Source organism: Streptomyces sp. NPDC051217 (assembly GCF_044455465.1).
GTDB lineage: Bacteria > Actinomycetota > Actinomycetes > Streptomycetales > Streptomycetaceae > Streptomyces.
The window spans coordinates 148034-169657 of record NZ_JBITEV010000002.1 but is presented as its reverse complement, the minus strand read 5'-3'; the positions used below and the strand labels follow the sequence as shown (position 1 = coordinate 169657).

The 21624-nt window shown below is 69.8% G+C and carries 16 protein-coding genes; 9 read left to right on the top strand and 7 right to left on the bottom strand.

Annotation, left to right across the window (positions count from 1 at the left end; translation table 11 throughout):
* The first annotated feature begins 148 nt into the window (after positions 1–148).
* Complete coding sequence (locus ACIBBB_RS05835; protein WP_398979136.1) at positions 149–2404, top strand: BTAD domain-containing putative transcriptional regulator; 2256 nt, start codon at positions 149–151, stop codon at positions 2402–2404.
* Between the two features lie 104 nt (positions 2405–2508).
* On the opposite strand, the gene fusA is transcribed toward ACIBBB_RS05835, so the two are convergent.
* Positions 2509–4611: an elongation factor G gene (gene fusA / locus ACIBBB_RS05830; RefSeq protein WP_398979134.1), complete on the bottom strand. Its 2103-nt coding sequence runs from the start codon at positions 4609–4611 to the stop codon at positions 2509–2511.
* 478 nt (positions 4612–5089) lie between these two features.
* On the opposite strand from fusA, the gene ACIBBB_RS05825 reads away from it, so the two are divergent.
* Positions 5090–5371 carry a hypothetical protein gene (locus tag ACIBBB_RS05825; protein WP_398979132.1) on the top strand — a complete coding sequence of 94 codons (282 nt, stop codon included), beginning with the start codon at positions 5090–5092 and terminating at the stop codon, positions 5369–5371.
* Positions 5372–5568: 197 nt separating this feature from the next.
* Positions 5569–7305, top strand: a complete 1737-nt coding sequence (locus ACIBBB_RS05820) for a discoidin domain-containing protein (RefSeq protein WP_398979131.1) — start codon at positions 5569–5571, stop codon at positions 7303–7305.
* A 113-nt stretch (positions 7306–7418) separates the two neighbouring features.
* Here ACIBBB_RS05820 and ACIBBB_RS05815 read toward each other — a convergent pair whose 3' ends face one another.
* Positions 7419–10436: a family 16 glycoside hydrolase gene (locus tag ACIBBB_RS05815; RefSeq protein ID WP_398979129.1), complete on the bottom strand. Its 3018-nt coding sequence runs from the start codon at positions 10434–10436 to the stop codon at positions 7419–7421.
* 452 nt (positions 10437–10888) lie between these two features.
* Positions 10889–11677, bottom strand: coding sequence for an IclR family transcriptional regulator (locus ACIBBB_RS05810; RefSeq protein ID WP_398979127.1), 789 nt, complete (start codon positions 11675–11677; stop codon positions 10889–10891).
* Between the two features lie 157 nt (positions 11678–11834).
* Between ACIBBB_RS05810 and ACIBBB_RS05805 the strand changes: the two genes are divergently transcribed.
* From ACIBBB_RS05805 to mmsB, 6 genes are all read left to right on the top strand, one after another.
* Positions 11835–12998, top strand: a complete 1164-nt coding sequence (locus ACIBBB_RS05805) for a mandelate racemase/muconate lactonizing enzyme family protein (RefSeq protein ID WP_398979125.1) — start codon at positions 11835–11837, stop codon at positions 12996–12998.
* Positions 12995–14005 (top strand): zinc-binding dehydrogenase, encoded by a 1011-nt coding sequence (locus ACIBBB_RS05800; protein WP_398979123.1) that lies wholly within the window; start codon positions 12995–12997, stop codon positions 14003–14005. The genes ACIBBB_RS05805 and ACIBBB_RS05800 overlap by 4 nt, the downstream gene beginning before the upstream one ends.
* Positions 14006–14150: 145 nt before the next feature.
* Positions 14151–15119 carry a hypothetical protein gene (locus ACIBBB_RS05795; RefSeq protein ID WP_398979121.1) on the top strand — a complete coding sequence of 323 codons (969 nt, stop codon included), beginning with the start codon at positions 14151–14153 and terminating at the stop codon, positions 15117–15119.
* An 18-nt stretch (positions 15120–15137) separates the two neighbouring features.
* On the top strand, positions 15138–16244 hold the full coding sequence (gene chvE, locus ACIBBB_RS05790; RefSeq protein WP_398980035.1) for a multiple monosaccharide ABC transporter substrate-binding protein: 1107 nt from the start codon (positions 15138–15140) through the stop codon (positions 16242–16244).
* Entirely contained in the window at positions 16241–17782 is a 1542-nt protein-coding gene (gene mmsA / locus ACIBBB_RS05785) for a multiple monosaccharide ABC transporter ATP-binding protein (RefSeq protein WP_398979118.1), read from the top strand. Before chvE ends, mmsA begins: the two co-directional genes overlap by 4 nt.
* A gap of 5 nt (positions 17783–17787) precedes the next feature.
* Positions 17788–19047 carry a multiple monosaccharide ABC transporter permease gene (gene mmsB, locus ACIBBB_RS05780; protein ID WP_398979116.1) on the top strand — a complete coding sequence of 420 codons (1260 nt, stop codon included), beginning with the start codon at positions 17788–17790 and terminating at the stop codon, positions 19045–19047.
* Positions 19048–19054: 7 nt separating this feature from the next.
* Here the strand turns inward: mmsB and ACIBBB_RS05775 are convergent, their stop codons facing one another.
* The 4 genes from ACIBBB_RS05775 to ACIBBB_RS05760 form a co-directional block, all read right to left on the bottom strand.
* Positions 19055–19363 (bottom strand): DUF6510 family protein, encoded by a 309-nt coding sequence (locus ACIBBB_RS05775; RefSeq protein ID WP_398979114.1) that lies wholly within the window; start codon positions 19361–19363, stop codon positions 19055–19057.
* Position 19364: 1 nt separating this feature from the next.
* A complete protein-coding gene (locus tag ACIBBB_RS05770) occupies positions 19365–20096 on the bottom strand; it encodes a ferredoxin reductase (protein WP_398979112.1) in 732 nt (243 codons plus the stop codon).
* Positions 20096–20695: a sulfite oxidase-like oxidoreductase gene (locus ACIBBB_RS05765; RefSeq protein WP_398979110.1), complete on the bottom strand. Its 600-nt coding sequence runs from the start codon at positions 20693–20695 to the stop codon at positions 20096–20098. Before ACIBBB_RS05765 ends, ACIBBB_RS05770 begins: the two co-directional genes overlap by 1 nt.
* A gap of 167 nt (positions 20696–20862) precedes the next feature.
* Positions 20863–21483, bottom strand: a complete 621-nt coding sequence (locus tag ACIBBB_RS05760; protein ID WP_398979108.1) for an L-threonylcarbamoyladenylate synthase — start codon at positions 21481–21483, stop codon at positions 20863–20865.
* Between the last annotated feature and the right edge of the window lie 141 nt (positions 21484–21624).

The window sequence follows — 21624 nt, the reverse complement described above, 5'->3', positions numbered from 1 at the left end:
CTGAAGCTCTGAATTCAGGTTCTGAGTAGATTTGTCCATTGAGAATCACCTATGGATCTCCAGAACCGGCCCTTTGACAAAACGGCTGGACGGTTTGTATTGTTCGAAGTCATTGGTCGATGGCGACAGGCAGGGCTGGGGGGCCACGATGCGTTTCAGTGTTCTGGGGCCGTTGGAAGTCACGGCCGGTGAACGGACCGTCGAACTGGTGGGCGTGAAGCAGCGGGCGGCACTCGGCTACTTGCTGCTTCACGCCAACCAGATCGTGCCGATCAGCCGGTTGCTCGGAGCCATGTGGAGTGTCGGCGAGGCTCCGGCGACCTCACGGAAGATCCTGCAGAACGCGGTGTGGGGGCTGCGCCGCGCACTGGCGGCGGACAGCCATCCCCGGTCTCCGGCAATGCTGTTGACCCGGGCGCCCGGCTATCAGATCCGTGTCGAGCCCGACCAGGTCGACCTGTATCTGTACGACCGCTGGGTTAAGGACGGCCGGAACGCGCTCGCGGCCGACGATCCCGCGCTGTCCGCCGCGTCGCTCCGCAAGGCCCTGGCGCTGTGGCGCGGACCCGCGCTCGCCGATGTCGCCGAGACAGGGGCGATGTGGCCGGAGCTGAACTCCCTCCAGAGCGCCCGGCTGGACGTGATGGAGGACTACTTCGAGGCGGAGCTCGCCTGCGGGCGCTATCTGTCCGTCCTCAGCGCCGTCGAGTCGATGGTCGAGGCCGAGCCGCTGCGTGAGCGTGCCTGCGGGCAGTTGATGCGCGCGCTCTACTACTGCGGGCGGCAGGCGGACGCCCTGGGTGTCTACTCCCGGGTGCGTACCGCCCTGATCGAGGGGCTGGGCCTGGAGCCGGGGCGCGAACTGCGCCTGCTGCAGGAGGCGATCCTCACCCACGACCCGGCGCTGCATGTGCCGACGCCGCTGCCGGGTGTTCCGCACCGGGCGTCGGTGTCGGCGACGTCCGTGTCCGCGTCGGTGTCCGCCTCCGCGTCGGTCGACACCCCGGAGTCCCCGGTTCCGGCGCGACGCGAGCCGGCGCGAGGTGATCAGGGATCGCCGACCGAACGCCGCAACGTCAGCGTCCTGTTGGTACGCGGCCGGCTGGGCAACGAGTTCAGTACCGTGCCCGCCGAGCGCGTCGACGACGTCCTCGAAGGCGTCGCGGCCATGACCCGCGAGAAGATCGAGCAGCACGGGGGAGTGGTCGCCGCCTCGATCGGATCGGTCTGCCTCGGACTCTTCGAGGCGCGCGACGACGCACAGGACGGCGGGCGGGACGGCGCGAGCCGCGCGGTGCGTGCCGCCGTCGCGATACGCGACTCCCTCGTCCCCGCAGCTGTCCCGGCCGGCCCCGCCTGCTCCGCCGGAGCGGCGGGCGGGCCCGACGACCGTACGAGGCCCGCGCTGCGCGGACTCGCCGTGCGCGCCGCGGTCGCCACCGGTGACGCCCTCGTACGTCACCGGTCCGACGACAGCACCACGCCGCTGTCGGTCAACGGGGCGCTGCTGGACGTGTGTCACTCCCTGCTCGCGCTGGTCCCTCTCGGCGCCGTCCAGGTCTGCGACAACACCCACCGGGCCACCGTGTCCGAGATCCGCTACCGCCGGATCGCCGGCACCCCGTCCCGCTGGGCCGCCGAGGACACCGCCCGCCCCGCACGCTCCGACCTCGCCGTGGCCGCGCGCCCGGCGCCGGTCACCGAGCACGAGAGCGAACTCGACCTGATGCGCGGCATCCTGGAGCGGACGAGACGGTGCGAGCTGCCCCATCTCGTCACCGTGCTCGGGGAGTCGGACGGCTGCCGGTCCCAGGTGCTCGCCGAGTTCCGGCGCCGGGCGAGCGGCGGCGGGTCCCCGGGCGGCGGGCACTTCCTCTTCTGGCACGCCCCGCCGTCCGTGCCGGACGGGCCGCATGCCCTGCGGAGGGAGATCGTCGCCACCTACTGCGGACTACGGGAGGGCGACTCTCCCGCGACCGTGGACGACAAGCTGTGCGACGTCGTCCAGAGCGTCGCGAGGAGCCGGGAGGGCGCCAGGCGGCTGCGTATTCGCCTGGGCTCCCTGCTCGCGCCGGTCGGTTCGGGACCCCGTGGGACCGGGCGGCGGGAAGTGGAGCAGGACTGGCGGCAGTTCCTCGGCCACGTCGCCCGCGACCGGCCGCTGGTAATCGTCATGGACGACCTCCATCTCGCCGGCGCCCGGCTGCTGGACCTGGTCGAGAACCTGGCCGGTACGGCGGGTCCCGTGCCGCTGCTGACAGTGGCGGCGGCCCGCCCCGAACTCCTGCTGCGCCGCCCGTCCTGGTCCGGCGGCGGCCCCCACACCGCGACGATCACGATCAACGGCTCCCCGGCCCCGGAACCGGGCATGAACCAACTGCTGGAGTCACTGCTGGCGACGTGACCCGGGTGGTACGAGGTGGGCCGCCCGCCTCGTACCCCGTCCCCGGGCCGGCGCACGCCGGGATGGCCCCGCCCGTGCAAGGGCGGGGCCACCGCTGTCGGGCGCTACCGGGGCGCGGCCGGTGCGGGCGGCGCGCCCGGGGCCGGGGCATAGCCGGTCGGGCGGGCCGTGAAAGTGCCACGGCCCTGCGTACGGCTGCGCAACCGCGTCGCGTAGCCGAACAGTTCGGCCAGCGGCACCGTCGCGGTGACCACGGCCGTACCCGCCCGAGCCGTCGAGCCCGAGACCCGGCCGCGCCGGGCCGCCAGATCGCCGAGCACCCCGCCGACGGCGTCGTCGGGGACGGTCACGGTGACCTCGACCACCGGTTCCAGCAGCACCATCGTGCCGGCCCGCAGTGCCTCGCGGAGCGCGAGCCGTCCGGCCGTACGGAACGCCATCTCCGACGAGTCCTTCGAATGGGTCGCCCCGTCCGTCAGGGTGACGCGTACCCCGGTCACCGGGTGACCGCCGAGCGGACCCTCGGCGAGCGCGTCCCGGCAGCCGGCCTCGACCGCCCGGACGTACTCCTGCGGCACTCGCCCGCCGACCACGGTCGACCGGAACTCGAAGCCGCCCCGGTCGTCCGAAGCCTCCTCCAACGGCTCGGTGCCGAGGACGACATGCGCGAACTGCCCGGCGCCGCCGTCCTGCTTGACGTGCCGGTACACCAGCCCCGACACCCCGCGCCCGACCGTCTCCCGGTACGCCACCTGCGGTCGGCCGACTCCGACGTCCAGCCCGTGGGCGCGGCGGATCTTCTCCACCGCGACCTCCAGATGCAGCTCACCCATCCCCGACAGCACCGTCTGGCCGGTCTCGGAATCTGTCCGTACGCCCAGCGAGGGATCCTCCTCGACCAGCCGCGCCAGCGCCGTCACCAGCCGGTCGACGTCCGTGCGCCTGCGCGCCTCGACGGCCACGGAGACCACCGGATCGGCGACGGTGGGCGGTTCGAGGACCAGCGGAGCCGACGGTACGCACAGGGTGGCACCCGCACGGGCGGCCTTCACCCCGATCACGGCGACGATGTCCCCGGCGACAGCCCGGTCCACCTCCGCGTGACGGTCGGCCTGGACCCGCAGGATCCGGCTGATCCGCTCGGTACGCCGCGTACCCACGTCCAGCACCGCCTCTCCCTTTCCGACCGTTCCCGAATAGACCCGCAGATACGTCAGCCGCCCCGTGGTGGTCGAGTTGACCTTGAACACCAGCGCCGCGAACGGCCCCGCCGGGTCGGCGGCCCGCTCGTGCTCCTCGCCGCCCAGCGTCCCGCGCACCGCCGGTACGTCCAGCGGCGACGGCAGATAGGCGACGACCGCCTCCAGCAGCGGCTCGATCCCGCGGTTGCGGTACGCCGAGCCGCACAGCACCACGACACCCTCACCGGTACGGGTCAGGTCCCGCAGTGCGGAGGCCAACGTCCGTGCGGAGAGCGTCGATTGCGCGCAGAACTCCTCCAGCGCGAGCGGATGCAGTTCCGCGACCGCCTCCTCCAGCACCCGGCGGCGCCGGAGCGCCTCCGCCACCAGGGAGTCGGGCACGGGACCCTCCTCGCAGGCGTCGGCGCCGCCGCCGGACCAGATCTGAGCGCGCATCCGGAGCAGGTCCACCACACCGGTGAAACCGTCCTCCGTACCGATCGGCAACTGCACCACCAGCGGCGCCGGATGGAGTCGCCGGCGGATCGACTCGACGGCCGTGTCGAGATCGGCCCCGGCGCGGTCCAGCTTGTTGACGAACGCGATCCGGGGCACGCCGTACCGGTCCGCCTGCCGCCACACCGACTCACTCTGCGGTTCGACGCCCGCGACCGCGTCGAACACCGCGACGGCGCCGTCGAGCACGCGCAGCGAACGCTCCACCTCGTCGGCGAAGTCGACGTGGCCGGGCGTGTCGATGAGGTTGATCCGGTGACCGTCCCAGGCGCAGCTCACGGCCGCGGCGAAGATGGTGATGCCACGGTCGCGCTCCTGCGAGTCGAAGTCCGTGACGGTCGTGCCGTCATGGACCTCACCACGCTTGTGGGTGGTGCCGGTGAGGTAGAGGATCCGCTCGGTGACGGTGGTCTTTCCGGCGTCCACGTGGGCGAGGATGCCCAGGTTCCGGACGGCGGTGAGCGGGTTGGTGAGCGCGCTGGTGGGTTGACGGTGCAGGTCGGTACGCACGGCCCATGGCCTTTCGGGTGATCCAGGGAGAAGGGCGACGCGATTGCCGGACGAAGCAACCCCGACGGAGCAACCCGACGCGGCGTGGAAAATCCCCCGCGGGCCCATGCCCAACGAGGTTTCCCACACGGTGAGTTGACGGGGACTGACGGAGGATCAGGCGTTCGTCACGGACATCCGGGACCGGCCGCGCAGCCGGCGCCGGGAGCCGCGAGACACCAGGATCACCTCGTACCGTGCCGGGGGAACGACAACAGCGGTGCGGTAGCGCACGGCCGGTCTCCCCTCACTGGTCACGGAGCGCACGCCGCGACGGAGTGTGTGCGGCGCGCGAGTTCGTGGTGAGTGTACTGAGAGCGGCGCGGCAAGCGCACCGCTTTTTCTTCGCGGCGTTTTCGAGCACGCCGAGACCTTGCCGCCGTGTTCACCGCCGCCGGGTGCGACGGCTGGCACGGCTCTTCGGGGGTAGGCGCAACGCATGGCCTCCACCATCCCGGAGCCCGGGACGAGCCGATATCCGCTGACCCAGGAACAGGCCGGAATGCTGACCTGGGTGCGATGGGTGTACGCGGGCATGGCCGTCCTGGCCGCCGCGCACCTCGCCGACGCCCTGTGGGCCGGACACCCCGGCGAGCAGACGCTGTGGACCAGCACGATCGGCGTGCTCGCGTTCCCCGTCCTCGTGTTCCTGTCGCATCGTCAGTTGCGCCGCCACCGGGCGGCGTTGAAGGAACCACGCCGTCGGCGTGCGCCGAGGTAAAGGCCCGCCTGTCCCGCTGAGCCACCACGGGCAGCGGTAATTTCGCTTCAGTCTTCGGATCATGACGCGGATCGGTCGATAATTTCCAGTCCTCTGTCTTGCCCGTGGACTGTCATGTCCCTACGTTGTGGGGGGCCGCACCGTGCGCCGGGACGCGCACGGCGACGCCATGTACCACGTACTCCGCATGCCGCCGCATGCCGCTCTTCCCCGCACCTCCACACGCAGAGCCGATTGCGAGGAACCCCGTGGCACTTTCCAGACGCACCGTGATCGCGTCCGCGATAGCCGGCGCCGGAGCGGCGGCAGGCCTGCCCGCCCAGACCGGGACCGCACAGGCGGCCGCCTCCCCACCCGGAGACGTCGTCGGCAAGATCACCGTCGGCTACCAGGGCTGGTTCGCCTGCTCGGGCGACGGCGCGCCGATCAACGGCTGGTGGCACTGGTCGCAGAACTGGGGCCAGTCGCCCTCCCCGAGCAACACCGCGATCGTGAGCTGGCCCGACGTACGCGACTACACCCACACCTACCGGACGGCCTACCCGGCGCTCGGCAACGGGCAGCCCGCCTCACTGTTCTCCTCGTACGACCAGCAGACCGTCGACACGCACTTCTCGTGGATGCAGCAGAACGGCATCGACACCGCCGCCCTTCAGCGCTTCAACCCCAACGGCGGCGAGGGCGCGACCCGTGACGACATGGCGGTGAAGGTACGGAACTCCGCGGAGAAGTACGGGCGCAAGTACTACATCATGTACGACGCCACCGCGTGGACGGACATGCAGCCGGAGATGAAGGCGGACTGGCTCGCCAAGATGAAGGCGAACACCGAGTCTCCGGCCTATGCCCGGCAGAACGGCAAACCGGTGGTCGGCATCTGGGGCTTCGGCTTCAACGAGCCCAACAAGACCTGGTCGGCCGCCGTCTGTCTGGATGTCGTCAACTGGTTCAAGGCGCAGGGGTGTTACGTGATGGGCGGCGTGCCCACGCACTGGCGCAGGGGCATCGAGGACTCACGGCCCGGGTACATGGACGTGTACCTCGCCTTCGACATGCTCTCGCCGTGGATGGTCGGCCGGATCGGGGACATCGCGGGCGCCGACAACTTCTACGCCAACGTCAACACACCCGACCAGGCACACTGCGACGCCAACGGGATCGACTACCAGCCGTGCGTCCTGCCCGGCGACCTCCAGTCCGGCCACCGCGCGCACGGCGACTTCATGTGGCGGCAGTTCTACAACATGTGCCGGATCGGCGTGCAGGGCATCTACATCTCGATGTTCGACGAGTACAACGAGGGCAACCAGATCGCCAAGACCGCCGAGACCTCCGCCCAGGTCCCGGTGGGTTCCGGCATCCGGGCGCTGGACGAGGACGGCACCGCCTGCTCGGCGGACTACTATCTGCGGCTCACCGGCGACGGAGGCCGGATGCTCAAGGGCGAGCTGGCGCTGACGCCGACCCGCCCGACACCGCCGGTCGTCGGCGGCGGCGGCCCCAACCCCCCGACGGGCGACCTCGCCCTGCGCAGGGCCGCGAGCGCGAGCAGCCAGACGCAGAGCTACGGGGCGGGCAACGCCGTCGACGGCAACGCCAACAGCTACTGGGAGAGCGCCAACAACGCCTTCCCGCAGTGGATCCAGATCGATCTCGGTTCCGCCCTGCCGGTGCGACGGCTCGTCCTGTCGCTGCCGCCGAACCCCGCCTGGGGCGCCCGTACCCAGACGCTGTCCGTCCTCGGCTCCACGAACGGGACGAGCTTCGCGACGCTGAGCGCGCCGGCCGCCCGCGTCTTCGACCCGGCGAGCGGGAACACGGCGACGGTCACCCTCGCGTCGGCGGCGTCAGCCCGGTACGTACGGGTGCAGATCACCGGCAACACAGGCTGGCCCGCGGGTCAGCTGTCCGGCCTGAGCGTCTACGCGGAGTGAGCCCCTCCGGAGAATGATCGGCGGGCCCCGACGCGCGGCAGGTTCGCGGTGAGCGCCCTCTCCCCCCGGCCGTGACCGGCCGGGGGGAGAGGGCTTGGAGACCGTCCGGCCGGCTACGCCTCGGGCTCGATCCAGATGTTGCGGTAACGCACCTTGTTGCCGTGGTCCTGGAGCCGGATGGCTCCGCTGGCCGTGGTCTCCGGCGCGCCGTTGCCCGTCGGACCGTCGATCGCCACGTCGTCGTGGACGAGCTTGCCGTTCCACACCACGGAGACGCGGGCGTCCTCCGTCTTCTTCCCGTCGGCGCCGAAGCGGGCGGCACGGAACGTGATCTCGTACGTCTGCCAGGTCTCCGGCGCGGTCGAGGCGTTGAGGTCCGCCGCCTTCTTGGTGTAGATCGCCGCCGCCTCGTTGTCGGCGAGCTTCTCGACACCGAACGAGTCCAGGATCTGGACCTCGTACCGCTCCTGGAGATAGACACCGCTGTTCCCGCGGTCCTGGCCGGTCACGTCCGGTGGCAGCTGCGGCACCCGGAACTCGACATGCAGCTTGAAGTCCTTGAACGCCTGCTTGGTGCGGATGTCGCCGCAGCAGACCTCCATCGCTCCCTCGTCCGCCGACGGCCACCGGACGTCACTGCCGTCGATGTGCTGCCACTGCGACCGGTCCTTCCCGTCGAACAGCGTGATGCGGCTGTCGTTGGGATGGACGGAGATCAGGTCGAGATTGACATGGCCGGTGTCGCCCTCGTCGTACCGGTACGCGATGGTGTTGGCCCCGCGGCTCAGCGGCAGCGACTCGGTCGCCGTCGCCCAGCCGTCCCACTTGCCGGTGCTGGGCAGGTTCAGCTGTTTCATCTTGCGGCCGTTGACGTAGACGCTCACCGTCTTGTCGCCGACGAACGGGTTCGGACCGTTGGCGTACCGCAGCCCGACGTCGTACTTGCCCGCCCTGGTCGTCGTCACGTCGAACGTGGTGGTGGCGCCCTGCGTCCCGTAACTGTCGACGAAGCCGCCGCCGGAGTGGCCCAGGTGCTCGGTGTCGACCCGCGCGCCGCCGGTCAGCGCGGCCTCCTCCGCCTCGTACAGCGTCTTCGGCGCCTCACCCCCGACCAGCGAGTTGAGGGTGTACCAGGCCTCGGTGCTCCACAGCGTCTCACCGCCCTCGGCGCTGAAGGGCCGCGGCGAGCGCACGTGCACCACACGGTTGGACTTGAGGCCGTCGATCGCGAGGGTGACCTTCTTGCCGTCGGCGGACACCGTGGCCGACTGGACCTTCAGCGTCTCCTCGCCGATCTTCGGACCGCCGTAGTCCGGCGTCGCCGTGTAGTACCACTGCTTGACCTCGTAGCGGTCGACCAGCTCCGCGACGGTCTCGGCGGAGAGCGGCTTGGTGTACTCCAGCTCGAAGCCGCCCGGCTTCGCCCGCATCGCCAGGATGTCGAAGGCCTCTTGGCCGTTCGGCGTCAACTTCTGGAGGCCGTGGGAGAGTTTGCCCTCCTGGCCCCAGTTGCCGCCGGCCCCGAGACCACCGGCGTAGATCGCGCCGTCGGGGCCCATGCTGATCCGGTTGACGCCCGCTTCGAGGCCCTGGGTCATCCGGAAGACCGCGCCCTGGTACTCGCCCTTGACCTTCTCCAGATACGCGCGCTGAATGCCGCCGTACGTGACGTCGCCGAAGATCATCTGCCCGGCGAACGGCCCTTCCTTCAACAGCAGAGGCGTACTCGGGGAGTTGGCGATCTCGTTCTGCGGCAGCCACAGCACCGGCTTGGTGACCGGCTTGGCGTCGAACGGCCCGGCCGGGTTGGTGTAGTGGTTGAAGAAGCGGTCCTGCTTGATGTGGACCAGCTTCGACGAGGGCAGCCAGCCGCCCTGGTTGTCGGTCACGAAGATGTCGCCCTCGGGGCCCCAGCCGATGCCGTTGGGGGTCCGCAGGCCACCGGCCACGTAACTGACCTCGCCGGTCTCCTTGTTCACCTTGATCGTGGAGCCGCGGTTCTTCGCGGGCTGCGGATCCGTCGTCGCGCCGCCCTGGTTGATCGCGACGGACAGGTTCAGATAGAAGAAGCCGTCCTGGTAGAGCAGCCCGAACGCGAACTCGTGGAAGTTCCCGCCGTGCGGCCAGGTCGCGACCTTCCGGTAGGTGTCGGTGACGTCGTCCCCGTCGGTGTCCTGAAGCTCCGTCAACTCGTGCTTCTGCGACACATACAGCGAACCGTCGACATACTTGATGCCCTGCGGCTCCTTGAGACCCTCGGCGATCTTCTTGGCCTTCACCTTGTCGGGGCCCGTGCTGCCCGTGACATCGCTGAGGAGGTAGACCTCGCCGGTCACATTGTCGGTGCCGCCCCAGGTGGTGACGGCCAGCCGGCCGTCGGGCAGCCAGTCCATGGCGGTGACCTGAGGTTCGAACCCGCTCGGCCGGAGGTCGGTCAGCGTGTACCCGGGGTGCACGCTGTTGAGGGGCAGACCGTCGCCGGGGGAGTCCCGGACGCCCTCGCACTCCTTGCGGCCCGGCGCCGTCACACGTACGACACCGGCGTCCGTGCTGAGAACGGAGTTGGGTACGACGGCGAAGCCGGACGCGCCCGGCGGCTGCCACGCGAGGGTGATGTTCTGGCCGCCGGTGCGGTCGAAGTGCTCGATACGCAGGGAGTGGTAACCGGCCGTCAGCGTGACCGTGCCGTCCTTCGGCTCGGCGCCGTGCAGACCGTCGTGGTCGATGACGACCTGATCGTCTATCAGCAGCCGCGAACCGTCGTCGCTGGTCAGCCGGAAGGCGTAGGAACCGTCCTGCGGGACGTCGATGTTGCCGATGACCTGCGACACGAAGTTGTCGCCGATCCCGCCGAAGTCGTCGGTGGACGACCAGTCGATCGTGGGCTTCAACGTGTCGGCGTTCGGGGTCTGTCCGGGTTTCAGAACGCAGATCTTGTCCAGCGGCACCTGCACGTCGAACACGCGCAGTGTGACCCCCGGCTCCTGCGGCGGCACTTCACGGGTGACGGGATCGGCCGCGACGGGGTCGGCGGCGGTCGCCGGGGTTGTCATGAGGCCGGTGGCGAGGAACGAGACGGCGAGCAGACTGAGCAGACAGCTGCGCAGGCGGCGGCCCGGTCTTTGATCCATTCTTCCTCCTGGCACTTCGCGCACCGGGAAGAAAGAACACCCTGGCCCCTGGGCGGAGTTCACCGCGGGGCAAGCCCTTCGAACCGGATACGGAGGTCTGGCAACGGATGCGGATGCGGACGTGGCGTTCTGTCGGTTCGCGGCTCGACTGAGGTCCTGTCATGTACGCCGCCAGTCGACGTCGAGCGAAAGACTAGAGACTTCCGTCGGGAGCGTCCATACTTTGTCACGCACGAGTGGAAAGTCCTCGGGAGCGGTCGACCGGCCACCGCGCCCGGCGGACAGGCCTAGGCGTGTGGTGAAAGTCCCGCCTGGCCCGCGGCGGCTGGCACGGACCTCGCCGCGTTGTCTTCAGCCGGCCACGTACGTCCGGTCCATCGACAACGCCGATCCTCCGCCTCGCGACGCACCGCACCAGCCGCCGCGGGCCCCCGTCCTGCGGGCGGACGGCGCTACTTCGCGGACGCGCCCTGGTGCCCCGACCGGTGTCCGAGTCGTACCGACAGTGCTTCCGCGCCCTTCGCGGCCAGTTGGGCCAGCTCTTCCTCGCGGGTCTCGGTCCAGCGGATCATCGGGACGGAGATCGAGAGCGCGGCCACGACCTGGCCCCGCCTGTCGCGGACCGGAGCGGCCACGCAGCTCACGTCCGAGTTGGACTCCCGGTGCTCCACCGCGATACCGCGCCGCCTGATGCCGGCGAGCGCCGTCCGCAGCACAGCCGGGTCGGTGATGCTGTTGGCGGTCATGGCCGTGAGTTCGGCGCCGGTGAGCCGGGCGTCGAGCTCCGGCTCGGGGAGTGAGGCCAGCAGCATCTTGCCGACCGAGGTGCAGTGCGCGGGCAGCCGGCGGCCCGCGGCCGACACCATCCGGACCGTGTGGGTGGAGTCCACCTTCGCGATGTAGATGACGTCGAGGGCTTCGAGGACCGCGACATGCACGGTCTCGTCGCAGGTCTCCGCGATGTCCGTGGCGATCTGCCGGCCCTCGGCGGCGAGGTCGAGCTGCTCCGCGTACCGGCTGCCGAGCTGATAGGCGCGTACGCCGAGGCGGTAGCGGCCGGGCTGCTCGGGGATCGCCTCCAGATACGAGCGGGCCGCGAGGGTGGTGAGCAGTTCGTGCACGGTGGTGCGCGGCAGCCCCAGCCGGCGGATGACATCGGGCGCGGAGAGTTTCCCGTCGCCCTCCAGGAACAGTTCGAGAATGTCGAACGCCCGCGTCACCGCGGGGACCAGCCGTCCCATGTCTGCCCCACCTCGTGTTCGATACTTCGGCCATTGATCGGAATGACGAACAAAGGCTAGCGGCTGCACGCCCCATTGACACCCCCCGCCCGGCTGTTTACGGTCACGCCAGCATTTCGAACGCGTGACGAAATATCGAACAGCTAGGGGTACCGCAGTGCGCATCACGGGAATCAGCACGCATGTCGTCGGCACGCCCTGGCGCAATCTCACCTACGTCCTGGTCCACACCGACGAGGGGCTCACCGGGGTCGGCGAGACGCGGATGCTCGGCAGGACCGACGCGCTGGTCGGGTATCTGCGCGAGGCCGAGACCAACCACATCGCGGGTTCCGACCCGTTCGCGGTCGAGGACCTGGTCCGCCGGATGAAGTACGGCGACTACGGGCGGGCCGGCGAGATCGTCATGTCGGGCATCGCCGTGGTGGAGATGGCCTGTTGGGACATCAAGGGCAAGGCGCTCGGCGTCCCGGTGTGGCAGCTGCTCGGCGGAAAGGTCACCGACCGGGTCAAGGCGTACGCGAACGGCTGGTACACCACCGAGCGCACCCCGGAGGCGTACCACCAGGCCGCCGAGGCGGTCGTGGCCCGCGGCTACCGCGCCCTGAAGATCGACCCGTTCGGCACCGGCCACTTCGAGCTGGACCCGGCCGGCACCCGCTACGCGGTGTCGCTGATCGAGGCCGTACGGGACGCGATCGGCCCCGACACCGAGCTGATGCTGGAGATGCACGGACGGTTCAGCCCGGCGACGGCGGTACGGCTGGCGCGCGAACTGGCCCCGTACGACCCGGCGTGGCTGGAGGAGCCCGTACCGCCGGAGAATCTTCAGGCGCTGAGCAAGGTCGCCGGGAAGGTGGACATCCCCGTCGCGACCGGCGAACGCATCCACGACCGCATCGAGTTCCGTGAGCTGTTCGCCTCCCAGGCCGCCGACATCATCCAGCCGGACGTCGGCCACCTCGGCGGCATCCTGGAGACGCGGAAGCTCGCCGCCACCGCCGAGACGCACTACGTGCTGGTGGCCCCGCACAACGTCGGCGGGTCCGTGCTGACGGCCGCCAGCCTCCAACTGGCCGCCTGCACGCCCAACTTCAAGATCCTTGAGCATTTCAACGACTTCGCCGACGCGGAGATCAAGAAGATCGTCACGGGCGCGCCCGAGGTCGATCCGGAGACGGGCTGCTTCGAGATCTCGCACGCGCCGGGGCTCGGTGTCGAGTTCGACGCCGACGCCGCGGCCGAATTCCCGCAGCAGCAGGCCCGGTTCGACCTCTGGGCCGAGGGCTGGGAGAAGCGCGACCCGAAGGCGCCCCGATGAGCCGGGCCATCGTCGTCGACCGGCCCGGCGTCCACCGGCTCGTCGAGGGCGAGCGACCCGTCCCCGGACCCGGGGAGGTGCTGGTCAAGGTCGCGGCCGCCGGGATCTGTCTGAGTGACCGCGAGGTGTACCACGGCCGCCGCGACCCGGGTTACGTCCGCTACCCCGTCACCCCCGGCCATGAATGGTCCGGCACAGTCGAGGCCGTCGGCGGGGGGGTCGATCCGGCGCTCGTCGGCAGGCGCGCCGTCGCCGAGGGCTTTCGCACCTGCGGCATCTGCGAGCGGTGCCGCACCGGCGACACATCGCTGTGCACCGGCGGCTACGACGAGACGGGCTTCACCCGGCCGGGCGCGTTCGCCGACCATGTCGCCGTCCCCGCACGGCTGTTGCACCCCCTGGCCGACGACGCCGATCTGCGGGCCGCCGCCCTCCTGGAGCCGGCCGCCGTGGTCGCCGGAGCCGTACGGGCCGGCTGCCCGGAGCCCGGCGAGCGGATCGCCGTCGTGGGCACCGGAACGCTCGGACTGCTCGCGGTCCAGTTCCTCGCCGCGTACGCCCCGGGCGAGCTGACGGTGGTCGAACCGCGGGCCCGACGCGCCGCCCTCGCGCCCACGTTCGGCGCGCACGAAGTCCTCACACCGGCGGAGGCCGACGGCCGCCGGGGCCACTACGACCTCGTGGTCGAGACGGCGGGCGCGCCCACCACCGCGGCCTCGTCCTGCCTGCTGGCACGGCGTGGCGGCCGGGTCGTACTCACCGGCATGTTCACGGCCGGTGCGACCGGGATCGACCCCGTCCACCTCTCGCTGAACCAGCTGACCGTACGCAGCGTCTTCGGCGCCCCGTCGGCCGCCTGGTCCTTCGCAGTGCGCGCCTTCACGGCGGGCCTGCTCGACCCCGGCCCGCTCATCACCCACGAGTTCCCGCTGGAGCGGTACGCCGAGGCGCTCGCGCTCGTCGGCGGCGGCGATCCCGGCACGGGGAAGGTGCTGCTGCGTCCCTGACCACGCCGGTGGGGCTCCCCATGACCGCCTCCGGCCGCGAGATCCGAACGTGGTTCGAAATATCGAACATCTCTCCACGTCCATCAACTCCCCTGAACGCAAGCACCGCCGAGCACCCTCAGGCAGCGACCGAAGGACATGTCCGTTGACCGACGCATCAGCCCCCGGCACCCGCCGCCGCCCCGGTGAGCAGGCCCTCGCCGCCCTCGGCCTGGCCGCCCCGGAGGACCATCCCGCGGACACGTCGCCGCACACCTTCCCCGACGGCGGCACCTGGCGCACCGAGATCCCCTCCGTCGAAGGCCCCGAAGCCCTCACCGAAGTCCTCAAGGAATCCGCCCGCCTCGACGTGCCCGTCCACCGGATAAGCCAGGGCAGCGGCGTCTGGATGCTCACCGACGACGAGATCACCGAGATGTCCGGCGCCTGCGCGGACCGCGACATCGAACTGTGCCTCTTCACCGGCCCACGCGGCACCTGGGACACCGGCGCGGCCACCCGCACCGACTCCGGCGGCGCCGGTCTGCGCGCCCGTGGCCGCGACGCCGTCGCCGGCTGTGTCGAAGACGCCCTGCGCGCAGCCGAGTTGGGCGTCAAATGCCTGCTCGTCGCCGACGAGGGGGTGCTCTGGTCACTGCACCGGCTGCGGGCGCGTGGTGACCTGCCCGCCGACACCACCCTCAAGGTGTCGGCGCTCATCGGGCCGGTCAACCCCGCCTCGTACGCGGTCTACGAACGCCTGGGCGCCGACTCCCTGAACATCCCCTCCGATCTCGCGCTCGCCCACTTCACCGAGATCCGCGGCGCCAGCCGGGCCCCGATGGATCTCTATATCGAGGCACCCGACGATCTCGGCGGCTACGTCCGGATGTACGAGACCGCCGAACTGATCCGGCGCGGCGCGCCCCTGTACCTGAAGTTCGGCCTCTCCAAGGCGCCCGGCATCTACCCGTACGGCGCCCACTTGCGCGAGCTCACCCTGGCCACCGCCCGCGAACGCGTACGGCGCGGCCGGCTCGTCCTCGACCTGCTCGCCCGGCACGGCGCCGACGGCGGCATGTCGCCGCTCGGCTCCCGCCTCCCCGGACCGCTCAACCGTTTCCCGCTCTCCTAAGGACAAGGACTGATGACCATGCGCACCAGCCGCGCCGCACTCACCGTCGTCGTCGCATCGCTCGCCCTCGCACTGACCGCCTGCGGCCAAAGCGGCGAGGGCGGGAGCAAGGAAGAGAAGAAAGGCGGCAAGGGCTCCACCGTCGGGATCGCGATGCCGACCAAATCGTCGGAACGGTGGATCGCCGACGGCCGCAACATGGTCGCCGAGTTCGAGAAGCTCGGCTACAAGACCGACCTCCAGTACGGCGAGGACGACGTCGACCAGCAGGTCTCCCAGATCGAGAACATGATCACGAAGGGCGTCGACGTCCTCGTCGTCGCCTCCATCGACGGCCGCGCGCTGGGCGACGTCCTCGGCCAGGCGGCCGACCAGGGCATCAAGGTCATCTCCTACGACCGGCTCATCCTGGGCAGCCCCGACGTCGACTACTACGCGTCGTTCGACAACGAGAAGGTCGGCGTCCTCCAGGCGACGTACCTCATCGACAAGCTCGGCCTGAAGGACGGCGGCGAGGACCAAGGCCCGTTCAACATCGAGCTGTTCGCCGGCTCGCCGGACGACAACAACACCCGCTACTTCTTCCAGGGCGCCTGGAAGACCCTCAAGCCGTACATCGACAGCAAGCGACTCGTCGTCAGGAGCGGCCAGACACAGCTCGACCAGATCACCACTCTCCGCTGGGACGGCGGCACCGCGCAGAGGCGCATGGACGACCTGCTCACCAAGTCCTACGGCTCCGAGGACGTCGACGCCGTTCTCTCGCCCTACGACGGGATCTCCATCGGCATCCTGTCCGCCCTGAAGTCCGACGGCTACGGCACGTCCGCCAAGCCGTACCCGCTCGTCACCGGCCAGGACGCCGAGGTCGCCTCGGTCAAGTCGATCATCGCCGGACAGCAGACGCAGACCGTCTACAAGGACACCCGGGCGCTGGCCAAACAGGCGGTACAGATGGCCGACGCCGTACTGAACGACAAGAAGCCCGAGGTCAACGACGAGAAGACGTACGACAACGAGACCAAGGTCGTCCCGGCCTATCTGCTGGACCCGGTCAGCGTCGACAAGGCCAACTACCGGTCGGTCCTCGTCGACTCCGGCTACATCAAGGCGAGTGACCTGTGACCGCACCCGTTCTGGAGATGCGCTCCATCGTCAAGACCTTCCCCGGGGTCAGGGCGCTCTCCGACGTCACCCTCACCGTGGCGCCGGGGGAGGTGCACGCCATCTGCGGGGAGAACGGAGCGGGCAAGTCCACGCTGATGAAGGTCCTCAGCGGCGTTCATCCGCACGGCAGTTACGACGGCGAGATCCTCTTCCAGGGCTCACCCTGCGCCTTCAAGGACATCGGCGCCAGCGAGGCCCGCGGCATCGTGATCATCCATCAGGAACTGGCCCTCGTCCCGTACTTGTCCATCGCCGAGAACATCTTCCTCGGCAACGAGCACGCGAGGCACGGGATCATCAGCTGGAACGAGACGCTGAAGCACGCCGCCGCGCTTCTGAAGAGGGTCGGACTCACCGAGCACCCACAGACCAGGGTCGCCGACATCGGCGTGGGCAAGCAGCAGTTGGTGGAGATCGCCAAGGCCCTCGCCAAAGAGGTGAAGCTGCTCATCCTGGATGAGCCGACCGCGGCGCTCAACGACTCGGACAGCGCCCAACTCCTGCTCCTCATAAGGGAATTGCAGGCACAGGGCATCACCTCCATCATCATCTCGCACAAGCTCAACGAGATCGCCGAGGTCGCCGACTCCGTCACCATCCTCCGTGACGGCCGCACCATCGAAACCCTCGACGTGAGGGCCGGGTCGACCACCGAGGACCGCATCATCCGCGGCATGGTCGGCCGCGACCTCGACCACCGCTTCCCCGCCCGCACACCGCACGACGGGGACCCCGGGGCGCGGCCCGCGCTGGAGATCCGCGACTGGACCGTGCACCACCCGATCGACCAGCAGCGCAAGGTGGTCGACAACGTCTCGATCCATGTCCGCCGGGGCGAGATCGTCGGTATCGCCGGCCTGATGGGCGCGGGCCGCACCGAACTCGCCATGAGCGTCTTCGGGCGCTCCTACGGCCGCAACATCAGCGGGACCGTCTTCAAGGACGGCCGGGAGATCCGTACGAGGACCGTGCCCGAAGCCGTGGGACACGGCATCGCGTACGTCACCGAGGACCGCAAGCAGTACGGGCTCAACCTCATCGACACCATCGGCCGCAACATCACCCTCAGCGCCCTGCCGAAGGTCGCGCGGCGTGGCATCGTCGACGAGCACGAGGAGACCCGCGTCGCCGAGTCCTACCGAACGAGCATGAACATCAAGGCCCCGACGGTCTTCGAACAGACGGGCCGGCTCTCCGGCGGCAACCAGCAGAAGGTCGTCCTCAGCAAGTGGATCTTCGCCGGACCCGATGTGCTCCTGCTCGACGAGCCGACCCGCGGGATAGACGTCGGCGCCAAGTACGAGATCTACACCGTCATCGACCGGCTCGCCGCACAGGGCAAGGCCGTCGTCTTCATCTCCTCCGAACTCCCGGAGCTGCTCGGGATGTGCGACCGCGTCTACACGATGGCGGCCGGCCGGCTCACCGGTGAGATCCCACGAGCGGAGGCGACCCAGGAAGTCCTGATGCGCCACATGACCAGGAACACGAGGTAGACGACATGGGTCCGGCCACCACCGACCTTTTCAAGTCCCCGGGCGACAAGTCCCCGGGCGACGCACCGCGGCCCGCCCGCCCGCACTCCACCACCACTCGCGATCTGCTGCTGGACGCGGCGCGGCGCAACATGCGGCAGTACGGCATGCTCATCGCGCTGGCGCTGATCGTCGTGCTGTTCCAGATATGGACCGACGGCGTACTCCTCAAGCCCAACAACGTCACCAACCTGGTCCTCCAGAACAGCTACATCCTGGTGCTGGGAATCGGCATGATGATCGTCATCATCGCCGGCCACATCGACCTCTCCGTCGGCTCCCTGGCCGCGTTCGTCTCGGCCGCGTGCGCGGTGATGATGGTCGAGCACGACATCCCGTGGGTCCTCGCGCTCGTACTCGGCCTCGCCATCGGCGCGGTGGCGGGCGCCTGGCAGGGCTTCTGGATCGCGTACGTCGGCATCCCCTCGTTCATCGTCACCCTCGCGGGGATGCTGCTCTTCCGCGGCGGCACACAGATCTTCCTCGGCTCACGCTCGCTCGGCCCGTTCCCCGAAGGCTTCCAGAAGATCTCCACCGGCTACCTCCCGGAGATCGGACCGGCCACCAACTACCACAATCTGACTCTCCTGTTGGGGCTGGCACTGCTCGCGTTCGCGCTGCTCCAGGAGGTGCGGGACCGCCGCCGCCAGAAGGAGTACGAGCTGGAGGTCCTGCCCCGCAACCTCTTCCTCACCAAGTGCGTGGCGCTCGCCGCGGCGGTTCTCGCCTTCACCATGACGCTCGCCAGCTACCGCGGTGTCCCCGTCGTCCTGCTGCTGCTCGCCGCGCTGCTCATCGGCTTCGGCTATGTCATGCGCAACGCCGTCGTCGGCCGGCACGTGTACGCGCTGGGCGGCAACCGCGCGGCGGCGAAACTCTCCGGCGTGAAGGACCGGCGTGTCACTTTCCTCGTCTTCGTCAATATGGGCGTACTGGCCGCGCTCGCCGGGATCGTCTACGCGGCGCGCCTCAACGCGGGTGTCCCGCAGGCCGGCGTCAACTTCGAACTGGAGGCCATCGCGGCGGCGTTCATCGGCGGCGCGTCGATGAGCGGCGGCGTCGGCACGGTGTTCGGCGCGATCATCGGCGGACTCGTCCTCGGTGTCCTCAACAACGGCATGTCCCTGGTCGGCATCGGCACCGACTACCAGCAGGTCATCAAGGGTCTGGTGCTGCTGGCCGCCGTCGGGTTCGACGTCTGGAACAAACGCCGGGTGGGCTCCTGACGACCCGTCAGCGTCCCTCGGAGAGTCCGGGCGCCGGGCCGAGGGGGATCGTGAGCGAGGAGGCGCCGTGCAGGTCCAGCCACGCGGTGTCCGTCCCCCGGACCAGCCGGAGCACCACCTGTTCGCACCGCGGGCACCGGGCCACCAGACCCGGTGCCCGGTCGTAGACGTGCAGTTGGGCCACCGGACCCCGCAGGCCGCACCCGGCGCAGCGGCCCACGGCGCCGGTCAGATCGACCGCGAAGATCTCGGAGAGCGGGCCGCCCAGCGCGTTGCCGTCCTGGTAGGTGTCGTCGCTGGTCCGGTTGACGTCCATGTCATCCTCCACTGGGGCCGAAGCGTTCGGTCCTGATCCGGCCGGGGTCGTGGCCGAGGCCGGTCAGCAGCGTCGCGGCGTTCTCGACGAAGCCCGTCGGCCCGCACACGTAACACATGGGCCGCCGATCGGCGGGCCAGCCCGCGCGGAGAAGATCCTCGGCCGTCAACCGGCCCACCGGCCTCGGGTGTTCGGGCGGGGCGGCGCGCGTGTAGAGATACTCCGTGTCGAGGCCGGGCTCCCCGCGCAGCAGTTCGGGCACATAGAGCTGATCGTCAGGCTCGCGTACCGAGTAGAGCAGACGGAACGGCGCGCCCCCGCCCACCGCGCCACGCGTCCGCACCATCGACATCAGCGGTACCACCCCCGAGCCGCCGCCCACCAGCAGCACCGGCTCGGCCCGCTCCGGCCGCCAGACGAACCAGCCGCCGATGGGACCGCGCAGCTCCACCCGGTCGCCGGGGACCATGACATCCATCAGATACGGCGACACCTCACCGTCGTCCACCCGCTGGATCGTCAGCTCCACGCGGTCACCGTCCGGCGCGGACGCCACCGAGTAACTGCGCTGCGTGCTGTACCCGTCCTCCGCGGTCAGCCGAACGTCGACGTGCTGGCCGGCCAGATGCAGCGGCCAGCCGGGCACGTCGAACACCAGCGTCCGGGCCGTCCGCGACTCCGCCCGCCGGTCCACCAGCTCGGCCACCAGCCAGCGCAGCGGTGCGCGCGCCATCAGTCCCCCTGATAGCGCTGCTCGCGCCACGGGTCTCCGTACGAGTGGTAGCCCAGGCCCTCCCAGAACCCCGGCTCGTCGTCGAGCAGCAACTCGATCCCGCGCACCCATTTCGCGGACTTCCACAGATACAGGTGCGGTACGAGCAGCCGCGCCGGGCCGCCGTGCTCCGGGGCCAGTTCCTCACCGTCGTAGCGGTGGGCGATCCAGGCCTTGCCGTCGAGCAGGTCCTCCAGCGGGAGGTTGGTCGTGTACCCGCCGTAGGAGTGGACGAGGGCGAAGTCGGCGGCCGTCTCGACGTCTTCCATCAGGCTGTCGAGCGAGACCCCCTCCCAGTGCGTCTCGAACTTCGACCACTTCGTCACACAGTGCAGGTCGACCGTCGGCGTCTCGACGGGCATGGCCATCAGCTGTGCCCAGTCCCAGGTGTGCCGGGCGCCCGCCTCGGTGGTGAGGGTGAACTCCCACTCGTCGTGCGTCACGCGTGGGGTGGGCCCGGCGGACAGGACGGGAAAGTCGTGGACCTCGTACTGTCCGGGCGGCAGTTTCCGGCCGGGGTCCGGCCTTCGGCCGTGGAACCCGCGCGAGATGATCGACATGGCGGGACTTCCCTCCTCCGCCCGGACGGTCGAAAGGCGCGGTCGGAAACACGGTCCGGACAGCCTCAGACCAGCGTAAAGGCGTGGGCCGGGGTCGGCGACGCGGGAGGTGACCCGCCCCGGCCCCCCCGATACGCCCCGCCCCGGCCCGTGACCGCCCTCCGCGCCTACTCGAACCGCGCGGGGTCGCCCGCCCCCCTGCGTACGATCTCCGGCTCACCTTCGGAGAAGTCGATGACGGTGGTCGGCTCGGTGCCGCAGTCGCCGGAGTCGACCACGACGTCCAGCACATGGTCGAGCCGCTCCTTGATCTCCCAGCCCTGGGTCATCGGCTCACCGTCGTCGGGCAGCAGCAGCGTGCTGGAGAGCAGCGGCTCCCCGAGCTCCGCGAGCAGGGCCTGGGCGACGACATGGTCCGGGATACGGACACCGACCGTCTTCTTCTTCGGGTGCAGCAGCTGACGCGGCACCTCCCTGGTCGCCGGCAGGATGAAGGTGTAACTGCCGGGCGTCGCCGCCTTGATCGCGCGGAACACGTCGTTGTCGATCTGCACCAACTGGCCGAGCTGCGCGAAGTTCTGACAGACCAGCGTGAAGTGGTGACGGTCGTCGAGATTCCGGATGGACCGGATCCGGCTGATGCCGTCCCGACTGCCCAACTGGCAGCCCAACGCGTAGCAGGAGTCCGTCGGGTACGCGATGAGCGCGCCGGACCGGATGCTCTCGGCCACGCCGGTGATGGTGCGCCGCTGGGGGTTCTCGGGGTGTACGTCGAAATACTTGGCCATTGGCCGAGCTTAAGGGCTGTCCCGTGATCCCCGGCGGCGCACGGCGACAGCTACCGCACCTCGCTGTGTTGTCGGATCGCCCGAATACGCCCGGTATGAGGACGACCCTGCGCCTTGCGATGTACCGCATCCGCGGAGGTC